The organism is Pseudomonas sp. NPDC098747 (genome assembly GCF_044760045.1).
Lineage (GTDB): Bacteria > Pseudomonadota > Gammaproteobacteria > Pseudomonadales > Pseudomonadaceae > Aquipseudomonas.
Genome location: NZ_JBIWAL010000036.1, coordinates 1 through 25,802, shown reverse-complemented (window position 1 = coordinate 25,802; position 25,802 = coordinate 1). Strand labels below are relative to the sequence as shown.

Here is a 25,802-nt window from a genome sequence, read left to right as displayed (position 1 = left end):
ATGCTGCCGCTGTGGATCGCCCTGCAATTTCTCAGCAGTCTGCCGATTCGGCTGCCGGGGATGCCCGAGCCCGAACAACTTGGGCGTTCGCTATTGTTCTATCCGCTGGTGGGGCTGCTGTTCGGCGTGATTCTGTGGGCGCTGAACCTGGCGTTGGCAGGCGCGCCGTTGCTGCTGCATGCGGCATTGCTGTTGACGATTTGGGTATTGCTCAGTGGCGCGTTGCACCTTGATGGCCTGGCTGACAGCGCCGATGCCTGGCTCGGCGGCTTCGGTGATCGCGAACGTACGCTGACGATCATGAAAGATCCGCGCAGCGGGCCGATTGCGGTGGTGACGCTGGTGCTGGTGTTGCTGCTCAAGTTTGCCGCGTTGCTGGCGCTGATCGAGCAGCAGCAAGGCTTGGTGTTGATCATCGCGCCGCTCCTTGGGCGGGCGGCGTTGTTGGGGTTGTTTCTGACCACGCCGTACGTGCGCGCGGGTGGATTGGGCCAGGCGCTGGCCGATCATCTGCCGCGCAAGGCGGGTTGGTGGGTGCTTGGGGTCAGCGCGCTGGCCAGTGTGGCGCTTGCAGGGTTCACCGCGATTATTGCGCTGCTGGTAGCGGTCGGCGTGTTTATCTGGCTGCGGCATGTGATGATGCGGCGGTTGGGGGGGACGACCGGGGATACGGCCGGGGCCTTGCTGGAATTGCTGGAAATGGCGGTGCTGGTGGGGTTGGCGTTGGTCTGAAAGATTAGCGCTGACTGGACTGGCCCTATCGCTGGCAAGCCAGCTCCCACAGGTGTTGCGGGGTATTTGCGAAATTTGTGAAACCTGCAAACTCTGTGGGAGCTGGCTTGCCAGCGATGGCGGCTTGTCAGGCGCTGGAATTGTTACTGCAAAACCACATGTAACTTGATTTAACACAGTCGCGGGTATATACACGCATCATGCTTTCTTCTCAGTGTTTGTGCATCAACCTGCGTCGCGCCGCTCGTGGCGTCAGCAGGCATTACGACGGCGCTCTCGACGGCTTCGGGATCAACGTTGCCCAGTATTCTTTGCTGTGCAATCTGCAGCGTCTGGATCAACCGAGTATCTCGGAACTCGCCGAAGCCATGGGCCTGGATCGCAGCACCCTCGGGCGCAATTTGCGGGTGCTGGAAGGCGAAGGGCTGGTGGCGCTGGCCGAGGGCGCAGACATGCGTAACCGCATCGTCTGCCTCACCGAAGCCGGCGCGCAACGGCTGGCAGCGGCCTTGCCAGCCTGGGAAGCGGCACAACAGCGATTGATCGATCGTCTGGGCGCCGAGAAGCGTGAAACCTTGCTGAAATTGCTCGACGAACTGGCTTGATGCCAGTTTGTTCGAACTCAAGCGGGTATATACCCGCGACTGGAGAATAACAATGACATCGATGTGGCGTACGTGCGGTTGGGTGTTGCTGGGAAGTGCGTTGATCCTGGCGTTGTCATTGGGCGTGCGACACGGCTTTGGCCTGTTCCTGTCACCGATGAGTGCGCAATTTGGCTGGGGGCGTGAGGTGTTCGCCTTCGCCATTGCTTTGCAGAATTTGATCTGGGGTCTGGCGCAGCCATTTACCGGCGCGCTGGCCGACCGTTTTGGCGCGGCGAAAGTGGTGTTGGTCGGCGGTGTGTTCTACGCCGTGGGCCTGGTGTTCATGGGCATGTCCGACTCGCCGCTGACGCTGTCATTGAGCGCTGGGCTGCTGATCGGTATCGGCCTCTCCGGCACGTCGTTCTCGGTGATCCTCGGCGTAGTCGGTCGGGCCGTGCCGCCGGAGAAACGCAGCATGGCCATGGGCATTGCCAGTGCCGCCGGGTCTTTCGGCCAGTTCGCCATGTTGCCGGGCACGCTTGGGCTGATTGGCTGGCTCGGCTGGTCGGTCGCGTTGCTGGTGTTGGGCCTGTTGGTGGCGATGATTGTACCGCTGGTGAGCATGCTCAAGGACAAGCCGCTGCCGGTACTGGGCCATGAGCAGACGCTTTCCGAAGCCCTTCGCGAAGCCTGTTCACATTCGGGCTTCTGGCTGTTGGCGTTGGGCTTTTTCGTCTGCGGGTTTCAGGTGGTGTTTATCGGCGTGCACCTGCCGGCCTACCTGGTCGATCAACATCTGCCGGCCACCGTCGGCACTACGGTGCTGGCGTTGATCGGGCTGTTCAATATCTTCGGTACGTACACGGCCGGATGGTTGGGTGGGCGTATGTCCAAACCGCGTTTGCTGACGGCGTTGTACCTGATGCGCGCGGTGGTGATCGTGCTGTTCCTGTGGCTGCCGGTGACGACCACGACGGCGTATCTGTTTGGTATGGCGATGGGCTTCCTGTGGCTGTCGACCGTGCCGTTGACCAACGGCACGGTGGCGACCTTGTTCGGCGTTCGAAATCTGTCCATGCTCGGTGGTATCGTGTTCCTGTTCCATCAGCTCGGCTCGTTCCTCGGCGGCTGGCTGGGCGGGGTAGTGTATGACCGTACCGGGAGTTATGACTTGATCTGGCAAGTGGCGGTGCTTCTGAGTGTGCTGGCGGCGGCGTTGAACTGGCCGGTGCGCGAGCGTCCGGTCGAGCGCCTGCAACCTCGTGCGAGCGCCGCATGAGCCGGCTCTGGCCGCGAATCGCTTTTACCGCATTGGCTGGCGCATTGCTGGCGCTGGTGTGGTGGGGCTGGCATCAGGGTGGCCTGGCCTTGATGCAATTGGGCATGAGTATTTGCTAGAAGCAGGCTTGGCGAGTAACTTCAAAGACTGACGATTGCTCAAGGATGTTCGAGATGCTGATGCGTTGGTGTGCTGTTCCCGCGTTGCTGATGGCGTTGACTGGCCTGGCCCAGGCCGCTGACTGTCCGGAATTGTTGCAAGGCTCTCTGCCCAAGTTGCGTGCCAAGGAATCCATCGATCTGTGCAAGCAGTACGCCGACAAACCGCTGGTGGTGATCAACACCGCGAGCTTTTGCGGTTTTGCGCCGCAATTCGAAGGCCTTGAAGCGCTTAATCAGCGCTACAAGGCGCAGGGCCTGGAAATGCTCGGCGTGCCCTCCAATGACTTCAAGCAGGAGTCCAAGGACAGCGTCGAAACCGCCAAGGTCTGCTACGCCAACTACGGCGTGACGTTTGCCATGACCGAGCCACAAAAAGTCCGCGGCGATGATGCCACGCATCTGTTCCAGGTATTGGCGGAGCAGAGCAGCGCGCCGAAGTGGAATTTCTACAAGTACGTGGTGGATCGCCAGGGCAAAGTGGTCGCCAACTTCTCCAGCCTGACCAAACCGGATGATCCGGAGTTTATTGCTGCGATCGAGAAAGCCATCGCCTCAAAACCGCGCACTCCCTGATCTGGATTTACTGTGGGAGTTGTGGTGTCTCAGGTGATAAACACGCAGGCACAAAAAAGCCCCGCTTTCTGCAAAGAGAGCGGGGCTTTTTATGTGGGCGGGAGGTTAGCTCCGCCCTACAGCATCAGAAGCGGTAAGTAGCGCCGACACCGAAGCCATTTGCCGAGTTTTCATACTTGGCGTTGTAAGTCTGGCCACGGTTGTTTTCGTTGCGAATACTGACCGCCTCTTCTTTCAGGTACGAGTAAGCGACGTCGATGGTCAGGTCTTCGGTCGGGCTCCAGCCGGCGCCGATGCTGAAGATTGTCCGGTCGCCAGTTGGGATGCGTGGCGAACGGTCGACGTTGTTGGTCGGCGACTGGTCGAAGGTCAGACCGGTACGCAGTACCCATTCCTTGTTCAACTGGTACGAAGTACCGATGGCGTAAGCCCAGGAGTCGTGCCAGTTCTGGTCTTCGTTGATCTCGCTGAACTGACCGGCCAGTGCAGGCTGAACACCGGAGTTCTCGACGGTGATTTTTTCCAGCTGGCTCCAGCGGGTGAAAGTGCTACCGGCGTAAACAGTCCACTGATCGTTGATCGCTTGAGTGACGGACAGATCCACCGACTCAGGCGTGGTGATTTTCAGCGACGCGTCGTACTTCTGGCTGGTACTCAGACCGGCCAAGCCGAGTACGCCGTAGTTGACCTTGGTGTCGCCTTTGAGCTTGTAGTCGACTTTCGAGTGGTAAGTCAGACCCACGCGGGTGGAGTCGGTGGCTTGTACCAGCACGCCGATGTTGTAGCCCAGCGCGGTGTCGTCACCCTTGATCTTGACCTTGCCGTCGGGGAAGGCTGGGGTGATTGACAGGTTGGATTCCAGTGACCCGTCGATGCGGTTGATGGTCGGACCGAAACCGATCGACACCTTGTCGTTGAAGGCGTAGCTGATGGTCGGTTGGAAAGTGATGACTTGCACTTCCGACTTGCTGCCGAAGTAACGGCCGGCGAAGTTGTTTTCGTAGTCGGTAATCAGACCGAACGGCACGTAAACGCCGAAACCGAATGCCCAGTGATCGTCGATTGGCTTGACGTAGTAACCCATAGGTACGGCGGTGAAGGGCACCATGTCGCCTTTGTTGCTCCCGCTGTTCGGGCTGGAGCTGGTGTTGCTGATATCGGTCGAAGCGTCGAGGAATGCAGCGCCGCCGGTCACTTGTTCGCGCTTGATGCGCGACATGCCGGCAGGGTTGCCATAAACAGTGCTTGCGTCATCGGCAGAAGAAGATCGCCCGGCGTACCCAGTCCCCATCCCGCTAATGCTGTGCTCGTTGATGGCAAAGCCAGCGGCGAAAATCTGCGTGGATGCCAAGGTAACGGCAAGGCTAAGGGTGGTTTTGAGCATTACTTTTTTCATTATTAGAACTCCTGGTGATCACCGGGGCGAAAATTACCAACATTTTCGTCCCAGCGCTATAGCCTGTATACCTTGAGTTAGAGCGGTTTTGTAGGACAATCAGACCAGATTCGCTGCGCGTTGAGCGATCTTGTGAAACCGGCGGGTCAGCAAGCGACTTGATTCAGCGGCGAAACACAAGTCTGCCAGGCGCAGGTGAAATCACGTAGACGACCTTGAGGCTGAAAGGTCTGACGCCAGATTCGCGCCATGCCGAGCAAATCGTTCGAGTCGGGGAGGGTAGGGTTTTGTTGTTCGACCAGCAGCCAGGCGATGGCGGTGGCGTAACGCAGATTGACGGTCAATTCCAGGTGCGGTCCGCTGAGAAACGCGTGTTGGCTGGCGAGTCCGCGGACCAGGCTGGCACGCTCCGGATCGAGCGCCAGATAGTCATCCCACAGTGCCTGATGGCGATGCTCGGCAATGCGGTAGAGGCCGTGCCCGCGGCGGTCATGCAGGGCGGAGCCGAGGGCGGATTGGCTGGCGGCGATGCCCAGCAACAGGGATTCGGCGGTTGCGCAGTGACGTCCCAGATAAATCAGCGTAGGGCGGATCACGTAGCGGCACAGTTCGCTGGCAGCGATACCCATAAAGCCCTCGGATCTTGTTATTGGGCGGCGATACCTGAAGGGGCCTTGGCAGCGGTGGATCGACTCAGGCTCGCCGGAAGCGGATCACGCCGCTTGAGTTGAAGTGTAGTGTCATATTCGCGACGTAAAGGCCTGTTTTTAAAATATTTCCGGCTGCCAGTTATAACCGTTATATCCGATGGTGCTTAAGCGCCAAGACTCAAAAGTGAAACATCAGGCAATAAAAAGCCCCGCGTTTTAAGCGAGGCTTTTGCTTCTTGCAGTCTTTTCGGCTCTCAGGCAACCAGTGCCTGACGAGTACGATCAATGACAGCCTGCAGCGGTTCGGCGCTGGAGTACTGATCGGGATACAGACGCTCGCTGTGGCGGGCGATCCCGTGTTCGTTGACCAGTGTGAAGCTGAAGCAGCCTTTGCGAGCGGCCATGATCAGGCAGTTCATTGGAGCAAAAGCGTTGGTTAGGGCGCGAATGGCGTCCTGAGTGTGGATTTGAGTCGACATAGTTATTAGGTGTTCCTACAAATGACACGGATAAGAACCGTGCAACGTTAAAACGTTCCAGTAACGTCGACCACCATTGGTCGAACGAAGAACCCGACTGGAACAAAGCAGCCAGTTTGAAGCGCTGATAATTTGGCGCGCTTGGGCTGGCAGGTAGGTACTTAGGAGGACAGGCAGCACATCAAGGGCAAAGGTTCTGGGCCCGGGGTGAAGATCCTGATCAATTTGCAGGTTGGTTCGGTCAGAGTAAGTGGTCTTCGCAACACCCTTTGCATGATCAAAGGCTGTGTTGTCGCAAGGTTTACCTGGAAACCATCGAGAGGTCGTACCCGCTTTTTCGATAAGGCTTCTTGATAGAAGGCTCACCGTTGGGGATATGTTCGACCGGGATTGACTTTCAGCTTGGTACTAACGCCGCGGATAGTAACGGATCGAAATTGGTAAAGCAAACCCTGCGCCAAAAAAGATTGTGCTCAGCAAGAAAATCCTGGGGTGGCATTGCTGGCCTTATTGCGAGCAGGCTCACTGCTACAGGAAAACGCAGCCCATTGTGGGAGCGAGCTTGCTCGCGAATGCGGTAACCGGATAACAAAAGAAATGCCTGGTTGACCTTTCGTCGCCACAAAACGGTGCGCGCTTCCTGTGGAAAAGCCGCTTATCCCCAGCCTGAGGAGCAAAACGACCCGAAAAAGCGCATCGATATAACCGGGTAACAGGTACTTGTGCACATTAGTTGCACAGGCTGTAACGACACTGTCACATCAAACCTGACCTTGGTGGCTGCCTGCAACGAAAGTTTAAGTCAATGAAAAACATCGCTTTTTTTTGTTGGTGAAAAAATCGTCAGTTTGACTGCGGGCCCCATTCCATAAGGCTTTGCGAGGGTTGGAGGACGGTTGTCCACTGACTTATCCACAGCTTCTGTGGATTGTCCCGAGCGCTTGCTCTAGGACGGGCGTGCCGGGTTTTTTTTCGACTTTACCTGTAAGAAAAAGAGAGTAGAGTGGCGCGCCTTCCGATCTGTCCCACAGTGCTTTATGAAGTTTCGCTCAGTATCAGACCCTGTTACCTCACAACCCCCTCTTGTTATCCCGCCCAAGCGATTTTCCGTGCGCGTGGCCGAATGGCTGCTCGACAGTCCGCGCCTGAGCGAAAGCCATAATGCCAAGCACCTTGCCGGCCGCTTGCTCAAGCAACCAGCGCGCGAAGGCGTGGTGGCCGCGCAGAGTCGTCTCGGCCAGTTGATGTGCCGCGAGTGTGGTAATGCTCGCGATCGCCGCATCGGTCAGGACCTGCTGCGACAGGCTGCTCGCGCCGGTGATCATCGCGCCCAGCAGGAACTCGGACGGCTCGAAGACTGAGCTGTCCAAGTTCTGACACCTTGGTTACCCTTCAGGCTTTAATCGATCGGCAGGAGTCGCTATGGCTATGGACTTGACCAGCGTATTGCTCGGTCTCGCAGGCGCAGGGCTGCCGTTGTTGGCTTTGGCCTGGCAACTGCAACGCCGGGCAAGCAACGGGCAAGCGCAGGTGGCCTTGCTGGAAGAGCGGCTGGCCATGGCGCAACTGGCGCAGGACGGGCTCAACGCTCAACTGGACGCCGGCCGCGATGAAATCGCCGACCTCGGTCAGGCCAACGCCGCTAAACAAGCAGAACTGGCAGCCTTGCGCCGCGAAGTCGAACTGTTGCAGATAGAGCGTGACGACGCCCGTGACGCCTCCCATGCCTGGAACCTGGAACGCGCCAACAAGGAAGCCGAACTGCGCCGCCTCGACGCTCAGGCGGCTTCGTTGAGCGCCGAACTGCGCGAACAGCAGGAAAGCCATCAACAACGCCTCGACGATCTGCAAGGCTCGCGTGATGAATTGCGTGCGCAGTTCGCCGAACTGGCGGGCAAGATCTTCGACGAACGTGAACAGCGCTTCGCCGAAACCAGCCAGCAACGCCTCGGCCAATTGCTCGATCCGTTGAAAGAACGCATTCAATCCTTCGAAAAACGCGTGGAGGAAAGCTACCAGGCCGAGGCTCGCGAGCGCTTTTCGCTGGCCAAGGAGCTGGAGCGTTTGCAAGCGCTCAACCTGCGCTTGAGTGACGAAGCCACCAACCTGACCCGTGCCCTGAAAGGTCAGAAAACCCAAGGTAATTGGGGTGAGCTGATTCTCGAGCGCGTGCTGGAACACGCAGGCCTGGAGAAGGGTCGCGAGTACCAGACGCAGGTCAACCTCAAGGGCCCGGATGGCGAGCGTTTCCAGCCGGACGTGGTCATTTATCTGCCGGGCGACAAACAGGTTGTGGTCGACTCCAAGGTCAGTCTTACGGCGTATCAGCAATACGTCGCGGCCGAGGACGACGCCCTAGGGCAGATAGCGATCAAGCAGCACGTGCTGTCCCTGCGTAATCACGTCAAAGGCCTGGCCGGCAAGGATTACAAACGCCTGGAAGGCCTGCACAGCCTCGATTTCGTTTTACTCTTCGTACCGATCGAAGCGGCGTTTTCGGCTGCATTGCAGGCCGAACCCTCGTTGTTTCAGGAGGCGTTCGACCGCAATATCGTGATCGTCAGCCCAACCACGTTGCTGGCCACATTACGAGTCATTGACAGCCTGTGGAAGCAAGAGCGCCAGAGCCAGAACGCCCGGGAAATCGCCGAGCGCGCCGGATGGCTGTACGACAAGTTCGTGTTGTTCATTCAGGATCTGGACGAGGTGGGTAATCGTCTGCAACAACTGGACAAAGCCTACAGTTCGGCGCGCAACAAGCTGACAGAAGGGCGCGGCAACCTGGTCAGCCGCAGTGAACAGCTCAAGCTGCTGGGTGCACGGGCGAGTAAAAGCTTGCCGGCAGACTTGCTTGAGCGGGCGATGACGGATGTGGACGGTCTGGCAGAACTACCGGAGTGACCCAAAAGCTTCGCGAGCAAGCTCGCTCCCACAAGGATCAGCTATACCCTGTGGGAGCGAGCTTGCTCGCGAAGACGTCAGCGGTATCGCTATAAGACCCAAGTCATACGTTTACAACGGTAGATACCGACTCAACAACGCCCGCAACGCCGCCGGTTTCACCGGTTTGGCCAGATAATCCAGCCCCGCCGCATGCACCTGCGCAATCATCTCCGGCCGCCCGTCGGCGCTGATCACCACACCCGGCACCGGCTCGCCAAGTCGCGTTCGCAACCACGCCATCAACTCGGTGCCGGTATCACCGTGGTCCAGGTGATAGTCGACCAGCGCCAATTGCGGCCGCACCCCATCATTGAGCAACGCTGCGCATTCCTCGCGATTGCGTGCCGTCCAGACCTGACAGCCCCAGCGGCTCAAAAGGCTGTTCATGCCGATCAGAATGCTGTCTTCATTGTCGATGCACAGCACCTGCGCGCCGTTCGGCAACTTGCCGCTAATCTCGGCGGCAGCGCTGGCCGGTACGATTTGCGTGCGCGCATACGGCACCGTAACGCTGAACACACTGCCGCGCCCCGGCCACGAGCGTACGCGCAGGGTATGGCCGAGCACGCGACACAGACCATCAGCGATTGCCAGCCCGAGCCCCAGTCCTTTTTCCGCGCGCGTCTGATGGCTGTCGAGACGTTTGAATTCCTCGAAAATCACCTGTTGCTTGTCTTCCGGAATGCCCGGTCCGCGATCCCATACTTCCAGGCACAACTTCCCGCCGCGCCGCCGAACACCGAGTAATACCGGGCCTTTGGCATAGCGGAAAGCGTTGGTCAGGAAGTTCTGCAGAATACGCCGCAACAACTTGATGTCACTGTCGATGCGCATGTGGCTGCCACGCACACGGAAGGTCAAACCTTGCTCATGGGCCAGCGCCTTGAACTCGGCGCCGAGAATGTCGAACAGTTCATTCACCGCAAAGGACTTGCGATCGGGATTGATCTTGCCGTTTTCCAGGCGGGAAATGTCCAGCAAATCGCTGATCAGATCCTCGGCCGAGCGCAACGAACTGTCGAGATGCTGCACCAGTTTCTGCGCATCGCTGCTTAACCCGTCGTCTTGATGGGAGAGGGCGGCGGAGAACAGTCGCGCGGCGTTCAACGGCTGCATCAAGTCATGGCTGACCGCTGCGAGGAAGCGGGTTTTCGATTGGTTGGCGGTTTCGGCGGTGCCCTTGGCTTCCGTCAGCGCGACGTTGAGTTGCGACAGTTCCTGGGTTCGCTCGCTGACCCGTTGTTCCAGGCCTTCGTTGGCCTCGGTCAGCGCCTGTTCGGCTTCACGGAACGCGGTGATGTCGGTGAAACTCATGACGAAGCCGCCACCGGGCATCGGATTGCCGATCAGCTCGATCACCCGTCCGTTGGGGAACAGGCGTTCGGAGGTGTGCGCGCGGCCCTGGCGCATCCAGTGCAAACGTCGCGCGACATGCACTTCCGCCTCGCCGGGTCCACACAAGCCGCGCTCGGCGTTGTAGCGAATGATGTCGGCGATTGGCCGACCGACGCTGATCAAGCCGTCCGGGTAGTTGAACAGCTCCAGATAGCGTCGGTTCCAGGCGACAAGTTTGAGCGACTGATCGACCACGCTGATGCCTTGGGTGATGTTCTCAATCGCGCCTTGTAGCAGCGCACGGTTGAATTGCAGGACTTCCGAGGCTTCGTCGGCGATTCGGACTACGTCCTCCAACTGCATTTCCCGACCTTCGATGGCGGCTTTTACCACCGCGCGTGTCGAAGAAGCGCCAAGGACACCGGCCAGCAGGCGTTCGGTATGGGCGATCCATTCGCCGTCGGCATTCTGGTTCGGGTTGAAGGCTTTGCCTTGGCGGTAGGCGAATCGAATGAAGCTCTGGCGAGCGCGTTCCTCACCGACAAACCGCGCCGCCAGTTGCAGCAGATCGTCGATCTGCACCGACAGCATCGATCGCGCACTCGGTCGGGCACTGATTTCCTGACCGATGAAACGCCCGGCCTGCCAGTGCTCCGACACCCGGGTGCGGGACAGCACCGAGACCCAGGCAAACAGCGTGAAGTTGCCGGCCAGCGACAACACCACGCCTTGGGTCAACGGGCTAATCGGCAGGTCCAGCGGGTTGCTGTGCAGCCACGCCAGCCCCGGGAAGCTGTTCAGCGACCAGCCGAGGCTGTGGGCGGCAATCGGCAAAACGAGCGTGTAAAACCACAGGAAAGTGCCGGCGGCGAGACCGGCGAACACGCCGCGTCGGTTGGCCTGTTTCCAGTACAGCGCGCCGAGCATGGCCGGCGCCAGTTGGGTCACGGCGGCGAAGGCAATCTGGCCGATGGTCGCCAGGCTCGCCGTAGAACCGAGCAGGCGGTAGCTGACGTACGCCAGTAACAGAATCACCACAATGCTCACACGGCGCACCGACAGCATCCACTGGCGGAACACTTCAAACGGGCGCTCAGCGTTGTTACGACGTAGCAACCACGGCAGCAGCATATCGTTGGAGACCATGGTCGACAGCGCCACGCTGGCGACAATCACCATGCCGGTGGCCGCCGACGCACCGCCGATAAACGCCAGCATCGCCAGCGCCGGATGGGCCTGGGCCAGTGGCAGGCTGATCACGAACGAGTCGGGCAGCACGTCGCTCGGCAGCAGCATCTGACCGGCCAAAGCGATAGGGACTACAAACAGTGCTGCCAAAGCGAGGTAGGCCGGGAACACCCATTTGGCCAGGCGCAGATCCTGCGGATCAATATTCTCGACCACCGTGACGTGAAACTGCCGGGGCAGGCAGATGATCGCCATCATCGCCACGCCGGTCTGCACCACCATCGACGGCCAATTAATGGTTTCTTTCCAGTATTCCTCGAGGCGTGGCGCGAGCATCGCTTGATTGAACAGGTCGTCGAAGCCGTCGTAGAGGCCATAGGTGACGAACGCGCCGACGGCGAGAAAAGCGAACAGCTTGACCAGCGACTCAAAGGCAATCGCCAGCACCATGCCGCGGTGGTGCTCGGTGGCGTCGAGGTTGCGCGTGCCGAAGACGATGGTGAACAGCGCCAGCACCAGTGACACGATCAAAGCGGTGTCCTGGGCGCGCGTGCCCATCGCATCGGCACCGGCACCGATCAACAGGTTCACGCCGAGGACGATGCCCTTGAGTTGCAGCGCGATGTAGGGGAGGACGCCGACCAGGCAGATCAGCGCGACGACGACCGCCAGCGATTGTGATTTGCCGTAGCGCGCGGCAATGAAGTCAGCGATAGAGGTGATGTTCTCCTGTTTGCTGATCATCACCATTTTTTGCAAGACCCACGGCGCGCCGACCAACAGCAGGATCGGCCCGAGGTAAATTGGCAGGAATGACCACAACTGTTCAGCCGCCTGGCCGACCGCGCCGAAGAATGTCCAACTGGTGCAATAAACCGCCAGCGACAGGCTGTACACCCACGCGCGTACCCGCGGCGGCAACGGTGTGCTGCGACGGTCGCCGTAGAAGGCGATGGCGAACATGATGGCCATATAGGCCAGGGCGACGGCGGCGATCAGCCCGGTGGACAACGACATGCAACACTCCCGACGAAAGACTCCCCGGCACTCCTGCCCGGGCGAACAGTCTCGCATGCGCGCGGCGGTTAGTCAGTGTCGACCAAGGTCGTGGCGTGGCGGGGTGTCGCAGGAATGGAACTGGCGGGTTTTGTGGTGAATGGGCAGGCCTCTTCGCGAGCAAGCTCGCTCCCACATTGGATCTGTGTCATTCACCAATCCCCCCTGTGGGAGCGAGCTTGCTCGCGAAGGCGTCAGTCCTGTCTCAGGGCGATATCAATCAATCGGTGTAATTCATCCACCTCCAGCGCCGTCGCCGAAAACAGAATCCGAAACACCACTGGCGCCACCACCTGATTGATCAACCGATCAACACTGGGCGCCGCCTCATCGGCATGGCGCTCGATAATGGTCTGCAACTGCGCGCCGATGATCGCCACGCAATACCCCGGCGTGGCGCTCGCCTGCACGTCGCGCATCATGTTGCGTCCAGGCTCGGAGCTCATCTCGTCGAGATATTGCTCGGCCCATGCGCGGATATCGCTATGCAGGCCTCCGGTTTCGGCCGGCTCGCTGTCGGGGCGCATGCGGGCGAGAGCGACGTCGGCCAGCAACGCCGCCAGATCGCCCCAGCGGCGATAGATCGTCGACGGTGTAACGCCCGCACGCGCCGCAATCTGCGGGACGGTCACGGTAGAACGCTCCTGTTCTTGTAGAAGCGCGCGGACTGCCGAATGTATCGACTCTTGCACCCGGGCGCTGCGACCGCCGGGGCGTAAACCTTCTTTAATAGCCATGCGTCAGACCTTAACACAAAGAATTTGCTTTAAGCGTTGGGCGGTAGCACACTCCGCAAAAGCAAAAAATTAGCTTTTGCGGAGTGTGCCCATGATTAGCCCCCAGTCCCAATTAGAGTCCAACCGTCCCAGCTTGTGGTTTCTGGCGATCACCTTACTCAGTTTTCTCGCTGCTTCCACCGCGCCGACGCCGCTGTATCACCTGTATCAGGATCAACTGCACTTCTCGGCAGCGGTGCTGACCCTGATTTTCGGCGTTTACGCCCTGAGTCTGTTGGCGGCGCTGTTAACCGTCGGTTCACTCTCCGATCATCTGGGACGCAAACCGGTGATCTTCACCGCCGTGTTGCTCAACGCGCTGGCGATGTTGCTGTTCATCAGCGCCGACAGCGTGACGTGGCTGATCAGCGCGCGCGTGCTGCAAGGCTTCGCCACCGGCATGGCGACCGCCGTCCTCAGCGCCACATTGCTCGACATCGACCGTCAGCAAGGGCCGTTGATCAACAGCGTCGCGCCATTGTTGGGCATGGCATTGGGCGGCATGGGCTGTGGCTTGTTGGCCGAGTTCGCGCCGGCGCCGCTGCAACTGACCTATTGGTTACTGCTCGCGCTGTTTGTGGTGCAGGCGCTGTATGTCTGGCAGCTGCCCGAAAGCGTCACCCCGCAAGCCGGGGCGTGGGCGTCATTGCGGCCGACCTTGCATGTACCGGTTCAGGCTCGCGCAACGTTATGGCGCGTCTTACCGCTGAACACCGCGACCTGGGCGCTCGGTGGTTTTTACGCTTCACTCGCACCGTCGCTGGTGCGCACCGCCACAGGCTCGACGTCCAACCTGATCGGCGGCGCGACCGTGGCGGCATTGACCGTGACCGGGGCACTGATGATCTTCACCCTGCGCAATCGTCCCGCCACTCGCGCCCTGCAGTTGGGCGCAAGCTTGCTGCCGATGGGCTTGGTATTGATTCTGCTCGGTGTGCACAGCGCCAGCCTGTCGCTGTTCTTCCTTGGCACACTGGTGGCCGGTTGTGGCTTCGGTGCCGGATTTCTCGGCGCGGTGCGCAGCCTCGTACCGCTGGCCTTGCCCCATGAGCGGGCGGGTCTGCTGTCGGCGTTTTATGTGCTGAGTTATCTGGCGTTTTGCTTGCCGGCGCTATTGGCAGGGCATTTCACCCATCGCCTGGGGCTGCTCGCGACGACCGATGTCTATGGCGCGGTGCTGATCTTACTGGCAGTTGCAGCGCTGTTGCTCAGCCTGCGCGCTCGACCGGCCAAGGTGTGCGGCGCTCCATAACCACCGCGCTTTCGGTTAGCCTTGCCCAGCCACTCTGCCAACGGATCAATTCATGAAGATTATTCGCAGCAAAACCTTCACCGCCGACCGCGCCTGGGGCGCACTCGATATCGCCAACATGAACGGCATCACCACGCGCCTGCACTGGACTGATCAGCCGTATAAATGGCACGTCAACGATGGCGAGGAAGTCTTCGTGGTACTCGATGGGCAGGTGCAGATGCGCTTTCGCGAACAGGGCGAAGAGAAGCAGGTATTGCTGGAGGTCGGAGACATTTTCTACGCCTCGGTCGGTACTGAGCATGTTGCGCATCCGCAGGGCGTGGCGCGGATTCTGGTGATCGAAAGCGAAGGCAGCGTCTGATTGCTTATCTAACTGCTTATCTATAAAGCAGATAACAGTTAGAGATATTACCCGTTATATAGATATTCGATTCGGATCTACCATGAACTCAACCTCACCAGAGGACAGGAGTTCATGATGATTTGCCCCAATACAGCCAAACCCGGCTTCAAGCCGTTGAGCCAACTTCAGCACCCGCGTGAAGTGATCCGCCAATTCACCCCGAACTGGTTCGCCGCAACCATGGGTACCGGTGTGCTGGCACTGGCGTTGGCGAATTTGCCGGTCGCGATCCCCGGTTTACACGCTGTGGCTGAAGGGCTGTGGCTGTTCAACATCCTGTTGTTCACCCTGTTTACTGTTGCTTACGCCGCCCGCTGGATTCTTTTCTTCGACGAGGCGCGGCGGATTTTCGGGCACTCCACCGTTTCGATGTTCTTCGGCACCATTCCCATGGGCCTGGCGACGATCATTAACGGCTTTCTGCTGTTCGGGTTACCGCGTTGGGGCGAGGGTGTGATTCAGCTTGCCGAAGTGTTGTGGTGGATCGATGTGGCGATGTCGTTGGCGTGTGGCGTATTGATCCCCTACATGATGTTTACCCGCCAGGAGCACAGCATCGACCAGATGACCGCCGTTTGGCTGTTGCCGGTGGTGGCAGCAGAAGTCGCGGCGGCGAGTGGTGGTCTGCTCGCACCGCACCTGACCGATGCCCACTCGCAACTGGTGGTGTTGACCACAAGCTACGTGCTCTGGGCATTTTCCCTGCCGGTGGCGTTCAGCATTCTGACCATCCTGTTGTTGCGCATGGCCCTGCACAAACTGCCCCACGAAAATATGGCCGCATCGAGCTGGCTGGCCCTCGGGCCGATCGGCACCGGTGCGCTGGGTATGTTGCTGCTCGGCGCTGATGCGCCGGCGATCTTCGCTGCAAACGGGCTGCCGGGCATTGGCGAAATCGCTTCGGGCATTGGCTTGGTGGCCGGGATCACGCTGTGGGGTTTCGGTCTGTGGTGGATGTTGATGGCGTTACTGATTACCGTGCGCTACCTGCGTGACGGCATTCCGTTCAACCTCGGCTGGTGGGGTTTCACCTTCCCGCTGGGCGTGTATTCGCTGGCGACCCTGAAACTCGCCAGTACGCTGAACCTCGGATTTTTCAGCGTGGTCGGCTGCATGCTGGTGGCATTGTTGGCGGTGATGTGGCTGATTGTCGGCAAGCGCACCGTGCAAGGCGCGTGGCGCGGTGAGCTGTTTGTCTCGCCGTGCATTGCAGGTTTGAAGAAATAACCTGAAAAGTTTAGGTAAGGTGTGGCCTGGATCGCCGATCGGGATTCCAATAAGCAGTATCCAGGCCTCTCTACCTTAAACATCAGGGAAACACGGAAGATGAGTCACCCCTCACAGTTCAACCTGCTGCGCACCCGGCGCTTCTTGCCGTTCTTCATCACGCAGTCGCTCGGCGCGTTTAACGACAACGTGTTCAAGCAGTCGCTGATCCTCGCCATTCTCTATCGGCTGACCATCGAAGGTGACCGCTCGATCTGGGTCAACCTGTGTGCGTTGCTGTTTATCCTGCCGTTCTTCCTGTTCTCGGCGCTGGCCGGGCAGTTCGGCGAGAAATTCGCCAAGGACGCGCTGATCCGTCTGATCAAACTGGCGGAAATCGCCATCATGGCTGTGGGATCCGTCGGTTTCCTCTTCGATCATCTGTCGCTGATGTTGGTGGCATTGTTCGCCATGGGTACTCACTCGGCGCTGTTCGGGCCGGTGAAGTATTCGATCCTGCCGCAGGCCTTGCGCGAAGAAGAGCTGGTCGGCGGCAACGGTCTGGTGGAGATGGGCACGTTTTTGGCGATTCTTGCCGGCACCATCGGCGCCGGGGTCATCATGTCGTCGACCCACTATGCGCCGCTGGTGTCGATCGCCATCGTCGGCATTGCGGTGCTGGGTTATCTGGCCAGTCGCAGCATTCCTCGCGCGGCGGCCTCATCCCCGGACATGCGCCTGAACTGGAACATCTTCAGCCAGTCGTGGGCCACCCTGAAACTCGGTTTGGGCCAGACGCCGGCGGTGTCGCGCTCGATCGTCGGCAACTCGTGGTTCTGGTTTGTCGGGGCGATTTATCTGACGCAGATCCCGGCCTACGCCAAGGAATGGATGCACGGTGACGAAACCGTGGTGACCCTGATCCTTACGGTGTTCTCGGTCGGTATTGCACTGGGTTCGATGCTCTGCGAGAAGCTTTCCGGGCGCAAAGTCGAGATCGGTCTGGTGCCGTTTGGTTCGTTCGGTCTGACCGTGTTCGGCCTGCTGCTGTGGTGGCACTCCGGGGGAATTCCCGACAGCGTCACCGGCCATAGCTGGATTGAAGTGTTGAGTTTCGGCCACACTTGGGCGGTGCTGTTCGACATTCTCGGCCTGGGCGTCTTTGGTGGTTTCTACATCGTGCCGCTGTACGCGTTGATTCAATCGCGCACTGCCGAGAACGAGCGGGCACGGGTAATCGCGGCCAACAACATTCTCAACGCACTGTTTATGGTGGTGTCGGCCATCGTGTCGATCGTGCTGCTGAGCGTGGTCGAACTGTCGATCCCGCAACTGTTCCTCGTGGTGTCGTTGCTCAACATCGGCGTCAACGCCTACATCTTCAAGATCGTCCCTGAGTTCAGCATGCGTTTCATGATCTGGCTGCTCAGCCATTCCATGTACCGCGTTGAACATCGCAACCTCGAAGCGATCCCCGATGAAGGCGCGGCGTTGCTGGTGTGCAATCACGTGTCGTTCGTCGATGCGTTGCTGATCGGCGGCGCGGTGCGTAGGCCAATTCGCTTCGTCATGTACTACAAAATCTACAATCTGCCGGTGCTGAACTTTATCTTCCGCACGGCGGGGACGATTCCGATTGCCGGACGCAACGAAGACATTCAGATCTACGAAAAGGCCTTCAGCCGGATCGCCCAGTATCTGAAGGACGGTGAGCTGGTGTGCATCTTCCCTGAGGGCAAGTTGACGACCGATGGTGAGATCAATGAGTTCAAGGGCGGGCTGACGCGGATTATCGAAGAGACACCGGTGCCGGTGATTCCGCTGGCACTGCAGGGGTTGTGGGGGAGTTTCTTCAGTCGCGATCCGAACAAAGGCGTGTTTCGACGGTTGTGGTCGCGGGTGACGCTGGTGGCGGGTTCTGCGGTTGCTGTGGAAGCGGCTGAGCCGTTGAAGTTGCAGGGGTTGGTGGGGGAGTTGCGTGGCACCGTTAGATAGTCGGTGACTGTGCTGGCCTCATCGCTGGCAAGCCAGCTCCCACAGGGATCTTCGGTGAACACCTGATTTGTGTACACCAACGAACCTGTGGGAGCTGGCTTGCCAGCGATGGGGCCAGTGGCCTAAGCGCTGACCTTAAGGCCAATCAAACCAGCAATGATCAACGCCACACTGGCCAGCCGAAACAACGCCATCGACTCACCAAACAGAATGATCCCGGCAATCACCGTGCCCACGGCACCGACGCCCGTCCAGATCGCATAAGCCGTGCCCAACGGCAATTCCTTCATCGCAAGGCCCAGCAAGCCAAGGCTGATAGCCATGGCTGCAATGGTCAGTGCGGTGGGGAGTGGGCGGCTGAAGCCATCGGTGTATTTCAGGCCGACGGCCCAGCCGACTTCGAACAGGCCGGCGAAAAACAGAATGATCCAGGACATGAAAAACCTCCATCGATTGACGGGGTCGTCCCCAGATTAATAGCTCGATCGAGCCGCAGGGTCGTCCCCGCGTTGCGCCACATATTGACGAGCATTAACCCGGGGATCAAGTTCTGCGGTCAGTCAGCCGCCTGTTGTGCCAACGTTTCGCGATCTTCCTTCTCACTCATTCGCCGGAAATACGTTGAAAGCAACGCCCCGGAAATATTGTGCCAAACACTGAACAAGGCGCTCGGTACCGCCGCCAGCGGCGAGAAGTGGGCACTGGCCAGCGCGGCGCCTAATCCCGAGTTCTGCATCCCCACTTCCAGTGCCAGCGATTTGCGTTGCGCCAGCGGCAAGTTGAACAGGCGTCCGGTGAAGTACCCCAGCAGATAACCGAAGCTGTTGTGCAGCATCACCACCGCCATGATCAACACGCCGGACTCGGCAATCTTCGCCTGACTGGCCGCCACTACCGCAGTCACGATGATCACGATGCTTACAACCGACACCAGCGGCAATACATCCACCGCATGACGAACCTTGTCACCCAGCAAACGCTGCGCAACCACGCCAAGAACGATCGGCAACAGCACCACTTGCAGAATCGACCAGAACAGCTCCATGAACGACACCGGCAACCACGCCGAGGCCAGCAGCCAGATCAGCGCCGGGGTCAGCAGCGGAGCGAGGAGGGTGGTGACGGCGGCGATGGCCACCGACAACGCCAGATCGCCGCGGGCCAGCCAGGTCATCACATTGGACGACGTGCCGCTCGGGCAGCAACCAACCAGGATCACGCCGACGGCGATTTCCGGAGGCAGATGAAAAATCTGGCAGAGCAACCACGCCATGCCCGGCATGATCACGAAATGTGCGACTACGCCCAGCGCCACCCGCCAGGGTTGGCGGGCGACAGCGGCGAAGTCGTCGAGTTTGAGGGTCAGGCCCATCCCGAACATCACCAGCCCGAGCAGCGGCACGATCGCGCTTTTCAGGCCGAGGAACCACGCCGGTTGCAGGAAGGCCACAACGGCGAAAATCAGAACCCAGTAAGCGAAGGTATTGCCGACAAAGCGGCTGAGTGCAGCCAGTGCGCGCATGGCTTGTTCCTTATTATTGAGAGAACAACACAAAACGAATTGTGGGAGCGAGCTTGCTCGCGAAAGCGGTGTGTCATTCAACTTAAATGTTGGCTGACAAGTCGCCTTCGCGAGCAAGCTCGCTCCCACAGGTGGACTTCACAAGGCTTTAGATCCCCTGCGGAGTCTCTTCGCCACCCAACGCTTCAACCAGTGCCGGCAGGAAGTCGCCGAACGTCAGCATCATCAGCGTGAAGCTGGCATCCAGTTGGCCCAGGGCTTCTTCGCCACCGTCCTGTTCCGCCTGATCCTGCAACAGATCTTCGAACTTCAGGCGTTTTACGGTCATCTTGTCGTCGAGCATGAACGACAACTTGTCCTGCCAGGCCAACGACAGTTGAGTGACTACTTTGCCAGTGCTCAGGTGCAGCTGGATTTCTTCGCTGGTCAGGTCTTGACGCTTGCAACGCACGATGCCGCCGTCTTCGTGGGTGTCGCGCAGTTCGCACTCGTCCAGCACATAGAAGTCGTCGGCGGCTTTCTGGGTGGTGACCCATTCGGTCATGGTCGCGGTAGGCGACATTTTTACGGTCAACGGGCGAACGGGCAGGGTGCCGATTACTTCGCGCATAGTCGACAGCAAGTCTTCGGCGCGTTTCGGGCTGGCGGAGTTGACCAGAATCAGACCCTGTTTCGGTGCGATGGCAGCGAAAGTCGACGAACGACGGATAAAGGCGCGCGGCAGGAAGGCCTGGATGATTTCATCCTTGATCTGATCGCGTTCCTTCTTATAGACCTTGCGCATCTGCTCGGCTTCGATCTCTTCGACCTTTTCCTTGACCGCGTCGCGTACGACGCTGCCCGGCAGAATGCGTTCTTCTTTACGCGCAGAAATCAGCAGGAAATCACCGCTGACGTGCACCAGTGGAGCATCTTCGCCTTTGCCGAACGGCGCGACGAAACCGTAGGTGGTCAACTCCTGGCTTGCACATGGACGCGCCAGTTTGGTGGCCAGTGCAGTTTCCAGCGCCTCGGCATCGACAGGCAGGTCTTGGGTCAGGCGATAGATAAGCAGGTTTTTGAACCACATGGGGTGAGTCTCTCCTTTATACAAAGGGGGGCATTATTGTCTTCGCCGTGGCATAGGCCAACCCTTCTCTAAGCCTTTGGAAGGCCTGAGAAAATTATTTAAAAAAGTGCTTGCCAGAGGTGGGGTCGCTCCGTAGAATGCGCGCCACACCGAAGCGAAGGGTGATTAGCTCAGCTGGGAGAGCGTCTGCCTTACAAGCAGAATGTCGGCGGTTCGATCCCGTCATCACCCACCATTCGTTCAAGTGTTACGCGCAGCGGTAGTTCAGTCGGTTAGAATACCGGCCTGTCACGCCGGGGGTCGCGGGTTCGAGTCCCGTCCGCTGCGCCATATTCGGTAATCTGGAACACTGAACGCCAGATCGCCACAGAAAGCCCGCCTAGTGCGGGCTTTTTGCTGTCTGGCGTTTGACTTTTCTTCGCTGCATATATCTATGTAGTGCCTGCCAGGCACGCCGCTTTCGGACAATGCGCAAAGCTTTTCATGACCCCCATGGTCGTGAATTCTTTCACTTGCTAACCGAGAGACTGAGCATATGAACAATTCCCCACCTGAAATACGTGCCGAAACCTTGCTCGACAAGACGATTCTTGCGCGCAATCCGCCCTTCTTGACGTGTGATGACGCTGCCGCCTGTCTGCATGGGCTATAGTTCGAGCCCAATACCGAGGTGCTCTGGTACATCCTGAAAAATCATCACGGACAATATTTTTGCGCCGAGTTCGTGGACACCAACGCGGCGAAATCAGGTAAAAATGAACAAGGCGCAAGTGCGCAAGAGACTCCACTCTCCGTATCCGAGGGGCGGATGGGGCGACTGAGGGCTCCGACGGGTTACAGCGTCGAAGCCAGTTTCCATTTGCATCCCCCTTTAAAACAGGGCGTTACAGAGCCCGGTGCGGAGTTTAGGTACCGCAGGTGGTTTTTCTCATGTACCGATTTGTGGAACGTCATGAATCGAAATCGCCAGTATTCCAGGTGCTATCTGTCCGCAGGTGAGAATGGCCTTATCTCCTACACCTCGAAAGCATCGGAATTCGAGGGTGAACTAGCCCGACAAATTGCAAAAAAGCCAGACGGAAAATCCCAGTTGTTCCAGAGACTCTATGAAGGAGGAGTGATTCCGGCCAGCGTCTGGATTCTATTGGCTATCGGGGCTGGTGAAGTCGCCATGGTGGTCAACAGCGGGATAGCGGGTGCACTTTGGTCTCGCCGTGGCAGCCTTCAGGCTGGCTGGAAATGGAATGTTGTCCCGGGAAATCAGATAAAGAATGCGCCTGTCCAACTGATGCCGATTTGCGGACCAGTCGTGCAGAATGTCACCAAAGTTGCGGCTTATCTGCGCATGAAGCAACAGGATTGGCCGTCTACAGCACAAGCTGTAGGCATTGTTCTCAAACATCTTCTGCGCGATGAATTTCTAGTCACTGCTGCCAGTGCCAGCGATTACGCCAGTTTCGACCGCGCTGTGCTCTTTCCCAAGGATGTCCACGGCAATCCCCTGTTGCCCGAAGGATTCCGGGAACATGGCTTCTACCACTCGATCAAGCCAACGAATCCCGATCGTCTGCCGCCTCAGGACGTCGAACTCTACAAAAATTTTTACTCTCCCGCTGACCTGAAAGTCGGGCTCGAACGGCTGGTCGCGGCACCCCGGCATCATTTGTTTTTGATTACCCCCGATGGGGCTGTTTTGAAGTTTTCCCGAGCTGAAGTTCTCGCCCAGACTCTGATTGCTGAATTGGAACAAGACTTCGAGCAGAGCATGATCTCGGGCGCTACAACCCCACGAATGTTCGTCGACAAAGTCGCAGCGGCGGGAGACTTGAGTGTTCTCTTGCCAAGCCTGACCTGGCCGATTGTTGGCAAGGTCTGGCCGTCAACCGCAACGGATTCTGGAAACACAGAATTGGCAGAATAATTATTCTCGGTTGCGCTGATGGCGGTAGTCGCTGATCGTTTCATAGACGGCTTTGCGCAATCGATTGATTCCGCCAATCGGCCGGTGCGCCTCAATACCAAACCAGGGGTTGAACGAAAGGTTGTCGCACGCCAGATTCAGCGCCGGGGTGTCGAAGTCCTGCGGGGGGAGCGTAATGCGCGCCACGGTTTCGAAAGGAGCATCGCGCTCGCGCCACTCGATGCTGGTGTCCTCGATCGGCATGTATCGGTTGGCGTCCTGGCGCTGGATCTGCAACACAAAACACGCGGGGACGCGATCCGTCGACAACTGCTGAGTCAAGGCGCTGCGCAGGAAATTCGGCAGATCCTGATTTTGCCGGGGCAGGGCGTACGCCGGGCAATTGTCGGGATCCGGTGTCACCCTGAACTTGGCGTTGGACTCGCCGAATTTATACGGCGAAACCGAGAAATACGTAGTACCTGTAGGGCTCGCGGGTGCCGGAGACAAGGTTGCCAGGGCGATAAACAAATGCCGGACTTGCCAGGTGCGCGGATCCCATCCGGGGAAAAATGCCATGACCTTTTTGCCGTCAGCCTGTGCGGACACATTCTGACGATATTCGGCGACATCGCTGACAAAGAAGTTCGGGTGACTGAACATTACGAAGTCTTGCTCGTGCTGCTGGCGGTTGCCGAGCAATTGTTTGCCGGGCACCTCGAACAGCTTGATTGCCATGCCTCTGGCGTCGCGCATGCTGTCGAACTGCGGATAGGCGTTGCCGTTGGACAAGCGAATCATCGCCTGCCAGGTTTTACCCGGCTCGCTGAACACGCCTTGTCGCAACGACTGAGCGAGTTCCGGCAGAACTTTCACTTCAGCCTTTACGCAACCGTGCGCCTTGGCGTGAGCATCGCGCAGATAGCGCGTGCCTTCGCGATGTTGATCGACAATGCGTACGGCCGTCTGGATCACGTCCTGAGTCATGCCTGCTTCATCGGCCGGGATCTGCTCCAGTGCCGACACCGGGCCGCGATGCTGCCAGGCAAACCAGGCCGTGGCGACGGCCCAGCCGAGCACGCCGATGATGAGCAAGATCAGCAAGGTTTTGCCTAGCAACCGCCCAAGCCACAACCAGATTCGAGCCAGTAGCGGCAATTCTTTCTTGAAGGTCGAGATCATGGCAATTGCGCCTCCAGTGGGCCGCCGAGGACTTTCAGGTATTCCAGCAACGCCCAGCGCTCTTCAGGTTGCAGCAGGCGGCCGATGACGCCGTTGCCACGTTCGCCCGCACGGAACTCATGGCCGCTGTTGCGATTGCCGCTGATGCGCGTGTCGAACAGGAAACCATTGGTAAAGGTTTCGGTGCGATAGCCCAGGTGCCGCGGGTCGTATTCGAAGGTGCCTTTATAGAAGGTGGTCGCGCGCTCATCCTGTGGCGACAGCAACTGATAAAGGCTCGGCACCGAACCGTTGTGCAGAAACGGCGCGGTGGCCCAGACGCCGGCCAGCGGGCGTGCCTTATAGGCGACCTTTTCGCGCACGCCGATGGGCAGACCGAAGCCGTCGAGGCGTGGTTTCTCTTCAGGGCTGACATTTGCCTCGCGATAAGCGCGGTTTTCGACGAATGCGGTGACGTACGCCAGGCCTTTTGCCACGGACAACTGGCCCAGATCCAGCGGTTCCTGGGGCGATGGATGCAGTTTCACGTCCATTTTTGCCAGCTCCTGCAGATCCCATTGCAGGGCTGTCAGGTCGAAACGGTGGCTGGCAATGTTGTTCGCCGCGTTCGGATCGGTACCGATGACATCCACGGGCAGCATGTGCAAATGCTGGACCCAGCGCTCGCCTTCCTGAGTCTTGCGCGGGACGTGGCAGCTGGCACAGTTCTCGGCGAACAACGCACGGCCCTTTGTGGCCAGCGGCTTGTCGACGGCACCGAACAGGTCTTCAGGCCAAGCGGGCGGTTGCAGGCGTTGCAGGGTTTCCTCGATTTTATGCAGATCCCTCACGCGCACGCTGGAGGCGTAGCGATCCTCGCCTTGCAGCGGCTGGCCGTTGGCGTCGAAGAAATTCAGGGTCGCACCGACGCCCAAAGCCTCGCCAATGTTGCGGGCCATCGGCTGTTGCGCCGAACCGTTCCACTGCACCCAGTCGAACGTCCACATATCCCACAACTGTGGGTAGTCCACGGGTGCGTTGGCCACACGGTAGTTGGCGGGCGATATAGCGTCGCCGAATGTCGCATTGGCAATTCGCCCGAACGCATCGGTACGGCCCGGGCCTTCCTCGGTTGGGTAGAGGCCGCGATGAGTGTCGTTCCAGGCGACTTTCAGGAAGGTGTTCAGCGAGGCTTTGAAATCCTTGCGCAACTGTTCGTGGCGAGCGTCGTAGTCATCGCCTAGAACACCGCGCGCGAAGCGTTCGAATTTCCATGGGTTGTAGTAAGTCGAGGTCAGACTGGCGACCAATGCCTGTCCGAAACTGCCACCGCGTAATGTAGGAACGCTGGAAGGCAGGACATGTTGTGCCGTGCCGCCGTCGATGCGCACAGCCTGGCCGTTGAAACGCAATTCACCGGTATGGCAAGCCGCGCAAGTTATGTCCAGATATTGCGCGGAGTTGCCAGGATTCTGGTGTCGTGCGAAGCCGACTGGAAGGTTGCCAGGATTATTCGGCGTCGCTTTCTGTTGCGGATCAATCAGAAAACCAAAGCGTGCGAGGTATTCAGGGGAGGCGAAACGCTGCTCCGAAAATGGCAACTCCAGTGCCTGGAACCACTCATAGCGCAGCCCTTTGACCTGTGTGCCCTGGGGCGTGAAGTAATAGGTTTGTCGCTCTTGTTCCGTCCACTGATTCAGGTAATGCACCTGTTGGGCGGGGGTATAGAAGGGTAATTTCGGGTTGGCGACGTAATACAAAACCACCGCCAGAACGAGTCCCAGCAGTAGCGCGATCAGGATCAGCACACGGAGTAAGAGGCGCAAGTTAAACGTCCTTGTCGAATTGTTGCGCTGTTATGCCTGAGCCTGACCTCGCGTGGCAAGTGGCCATTACGCCAGATGTTGTGGCAAGGCGAGTCGGTTGTTGTCGGCGACAGATGACAGAAGCTTCATCGTGTCTGCCCCCCAATGCGTTTTAATCCCTGAACTTATCGGAAGATTCCTGCTCTCATTCCGGTAGCCATTGGTCGTGGCGGCCTGATAAGCTCGCGGCTTTACTCGATTGCCCTTTCGGCGCATGAACAAGGAAATAGCATGAAACAGCATCGTTTTGATGCTGCGGTAGCCCTGCTTA

23 protein-coding genes and 2 tRNA genes are annotated in these 25,802 nt (G+C 58.8%); 14 read left to right on the top strand and 11 right to left on the bottom strand.

Annotated elements, in window-relative coordinates; translation table 11 throughout:
- The 5 genes from ACIQVE_RS20140 (at position 1) to ACIQVE_RS20120 (ending at position 3,332) form a co-directional block, all read left to right on the top strand.
- The gene (locus ACIQVE_RS20140; protein WP_402811289.1) at positions 1-732 is read left to right on the top strand and encodes an adenosylcobinamide-GDP ribazoletransferase; all 732 of its coding nucleotides are present in this window, start codon (positions 1-3) and stop codon (positions 730-732) included.
- A gap of 200 nt (positions 733-932) precedes the next feature.
- On the top strand, positions 933-1,337 hold the full coding sequence (locus ACIQVE_RS20135) for a MarR family winged helix-turn-helix transcriptional regulator (protein WP_402811287.1): 405 nt from the start codon (positions 933-935) through the stop codon (positions 1,335-1,337).
- A gap of 52 nt (positions 1,338-1,389) precedes the next feature.
- A complete protein-coding gene (locus ACIQVE_RS20130; protein ID WP_402811285.1) occupies positions 1,390-2,598 on the top strand; it encodes an MFS transporter in 1,209 nt (402 codons plus the stop codon).
- Positions 2,595-2,717, top strand: a complete 123-nt coding sequence (locus ACIQVE_RS20125; protein ID WP_402811283.1) for a hypothetical protein — start codon at positions 2,595-2,597, stop codon at positions 2,715-2,717. Before ACIQVE_RS20130 ends, ACIQVE_RS20125 begins: the two co-directional genes overlap by 4 nt.
- A gap of 54 nt (positions 2,718-2,771) precedes the next feature.
- Positions 2,772-3,332 (top strand): glutathione peroxidase, encoded by a 561-nt coding sequence (locus ACIQVE_RS20120; RefSeq protein WP_402811282.1) that lies wholly within the window; start codon positions 2,772-2,774, stop codon positions 3,330-3,332.
- 124 nt (positions 3,333-3,456) lie between these two features.
- Here the strand turns inward: ACIQVE_RS20120 and ACIQVE_RS20115 are convergent, their stop codons facing one another.
- From ACIQVE_RS20115 to ACIQVE_RS20105, 3 genes are all read right to left on the bottom strand, one after another.
- Positions 3,457-4,728: an OmpP1/FadL family transporter gene (locus tag ACIQVE_RS20115; protein WP_402811281.1), complete on the bottom strand. Its 1,272-nt coding sequence runs from the start codon at positions 4,726-4,728 to the stop codon at positions 3,457-3,459.
- Between the two features lie 146 nt (positions 4,729-4,874).
- Positions 4,875-5,357, bottom strand: a complete 483-nt coding sequence (locus ACIQVE_RS20110; RefSeq protein WP_402811279.1) for a hypothetical protein — start codon at positions 5,355-5,357, stop codon at positions 4,875-4,877.
- A 275-nt stretch (positions 5,358-5,632) separates the two neighbouring features.
- Positions 5,633-5,857, bottom strand: coding sequence for a hypothetical protein (locus ACIQVE_RS20105; protein WP_042558329.1), 225 nt, complete (start codon positions 5,855-5,857; stop codon positions 5,633-5,635).
- 1,037 nt (positions 5,858-6,894) lie between these two features.
- Between ACIQVE_RS20105 and ACIQVE_RS20100 the strand changes: the two genes are divergently transcribed.
- On the top strand, positions 6,895-7,218 hold the full coding sequence (locus ACIQVE_RS20100; protein ID WP_402811277.1) for a sel1 repeat family protein: 324 nt from the start codon (positions 6,895-6,897) through the stop codon (positions 7,216-7,218).
- Positions 7,219-7,393: 175 nt separating this feature from the next.
- A complete protein-coding gene (gene rmuC, locus ACIQVE_RS20095) occupies positions 7,394-8,758 on the top strand; it encodes a DNA recombination protein RmuC (protein ID WP_402811341.1) in 1,365 nt (454 codons plus the stop codon).
- A 111-nt stretch (positions 8,759-8,869) separates the two neighbouring features.
- Here the strand turns inward: rmuC and ACIQVE_RS20090 are convergent, their stop codons facing one another.
- Positions 8,870-12,340: a NahK/ErcS family hybrid sensor histidine kinase/response regulator gene (locus tag ACIQVE_RS20090; protein WP_402811275.1), complete on the bottom strand. Its 3,471-nt coding sequence runs from the start codon at positions 12,338-12,340 to the stop codon at positions 8,870-8,872.
- Positions 12,341-12,573: 233 nt separating this feature from the next.
- Positions 12,574-13,116, bottom strand: a complete 543-nt coding sequence (locus ACIQVE_RS20085) for a TetR/AcrR family transcriptional regulator (protein ID WP_402811274.1) — start codon at positions 13,114-13,116, stop codon at positions 12,574-12,576.
- Between the two features lie 91 nt (positions 13,117-13,207).
- On the opposite strand from ACIQVE_RS20085, the gene ACIQVE_RS20080 reads away from it, so the two are divergent.
- The 4 genes from ACIQVE_RS20080 to ACIQVE_RS20065 all read left to right on the top strand — a co-directional run bounded on the left by ACIQVE_RS20080 (position 13,208) and on the right by ACIQVE_RS20065 (position 18,014).
- On the top strand, positions 13,208-14,407 hold the full coding sequence (locus tag ACIQVE_RS20080; RefSeq protein ID WP_402811272.1) for an MFS transporter: 1,200 nt from the start codon (positions 13,208-13,210) through the stop codon (positions 14,405-14,407).
- 52 nt (positions 14,408-14,459) lie between these two features.
- Positions 14,460-14,771 (top strand): cupin domain-containing protein, encoded by a 312-nt coding sequence (locus ACIQVE_RS20075; protein WP_402811271.1) that lies wholly within the window; start codon positions 14,460-14,462, stop codon positions 14,769-14,771.
- Between the two features lie 117 nt (positions 14,772-14,888).
- On the top strand, positions 14,889-16,040 hold the full coding sequence (locus ACIQVE_RS20070; RefSeq protein ID WP_402811269.1) for a TDT family transporter: 1,152 nt from the start codon (positions 14,889-14,891) through the stop codon (positions 16,038-16,040).
- Positions 16,041-16,139: 99 nt separating this feature from the next.
- On the top strand, positions 16,140-18,014 hold the full coding sequence (locus tag ACIQVE_RS20065; protein ID WP_402811268.1) for an MFS transporter: 1,875 nt from the start codon (positions 16,140-16,142) through the stop codon (positions 18,012-18,014).
- A 122-nt stretch (positions 18,015-18,136) separates the two neighbouring features.
- On the opposite strand, the gene sugE is transcribed toward ACIQVE_RS20065, so the two are convergent.
- From sugE to rdgC, 3 genes are all read right to left on the bottom strand, one after another.
- A complete protein-coding gene (gene sugE, locus ACIQVE_RS20060; protein ID WP_402811266.1) occupies positions 18,137-18,451 on the bottom strand; it encodes a quaternary ammonium compound efflux SMR transporter SugE in 315 nt (104 codons plus the stop codon).
- 119 nt (positions 18,452-18,570) lie between these two features.
- Positions 18,571-19,536, bottom strand: coding sequence for a bile acid:sodium symporter family protein (locus ACIQVE_RS20055; RefSeq protein WP_402811264.1), 966 nt, complete (start codon positions 19,534-19,536; stop codon positions 18,571-18,573).
- A 148-nt stretch (positions 19,537-19,684) separates the two neighbouring features.
- A complete protein-coding gene (gene rdgC / locus ACIQVE_RS20050; protein ID WP_402811262.1) occupies positions 19,685-20,605 on the bottom strand; it encodes a recombination-associated protein RdgC in 921 nt (306 codons plus the stop codon).
- Between the two features lie 159 nt (positions 20,606-20,764).
- Here rdgC and ACIQVE_RS20045 point away from each other — a divergent pair.
- From ACIQVE_RS20045 to ACIQVE_RS20035, 3 genes are all read left to right on the top strand, one after another.
- Positions 20,765-20,840, top strand: a tRNA-Val gene (locus tag ACIQVE_RS20045).
- Between the two features lie 18 nt (positions 20,841-20,858).
- Positions 20,859-20,935 (top strand) — tRNA-Asp (locus ACIQVE_RS20040).
- A 340-nt stretch (positions 20,936-21,275) separates the two neighbouring features.
- Entirely contained in the window at positions 21,276-22,526 is a 1,251-nt protein-coding gene (locus ACIQVE_RS20035; RefSeq protein ID WP_402811260.1) for a hypothetical protein, read from the top strand.
- On the opposite strand, the gene ACIQVE_RS20030 is transcribed toward ACIQVE_RS20035, so the two are convergent.
- From ACIQVE_RS20030 to ACIQVE_RS20020, 3 genes are all read right to left on the bottom strand, one after another.
- A complete protein-coding gene (locus tag ACIQVE_RS20030) occupies positions 22,527-23,687 on the bottom strand; it encodes a catalase family protein (protein WP_402811259.1) in 1,161 nt (386 codons plus the stop codon).
- Positions 23,684-25,492, bottom strand: coding sequence for a di-heme-cytochrome C peroxidase (locus tag ACIQVE_RS20025; protein ID WP_402811258.1), 1,809 nt, complete (start codon positions 25,490-25,492; stop codon positions 23,684-23,686). Before ACIQVE_RS20025 ends, ACIQVE_RS20030 begins: the two co-directional genes overlap by 4 nt.
- Positions 25,493-25,558: 66 nt before the next feature.
- Positions 25,559-25,802: hypothetical protein (locus ACIQVE_RS20020; RefSeq protein ID WP_402811256.1), on the bottom strand; the 244-nt coding region annotated here is incomplete at its 5' end.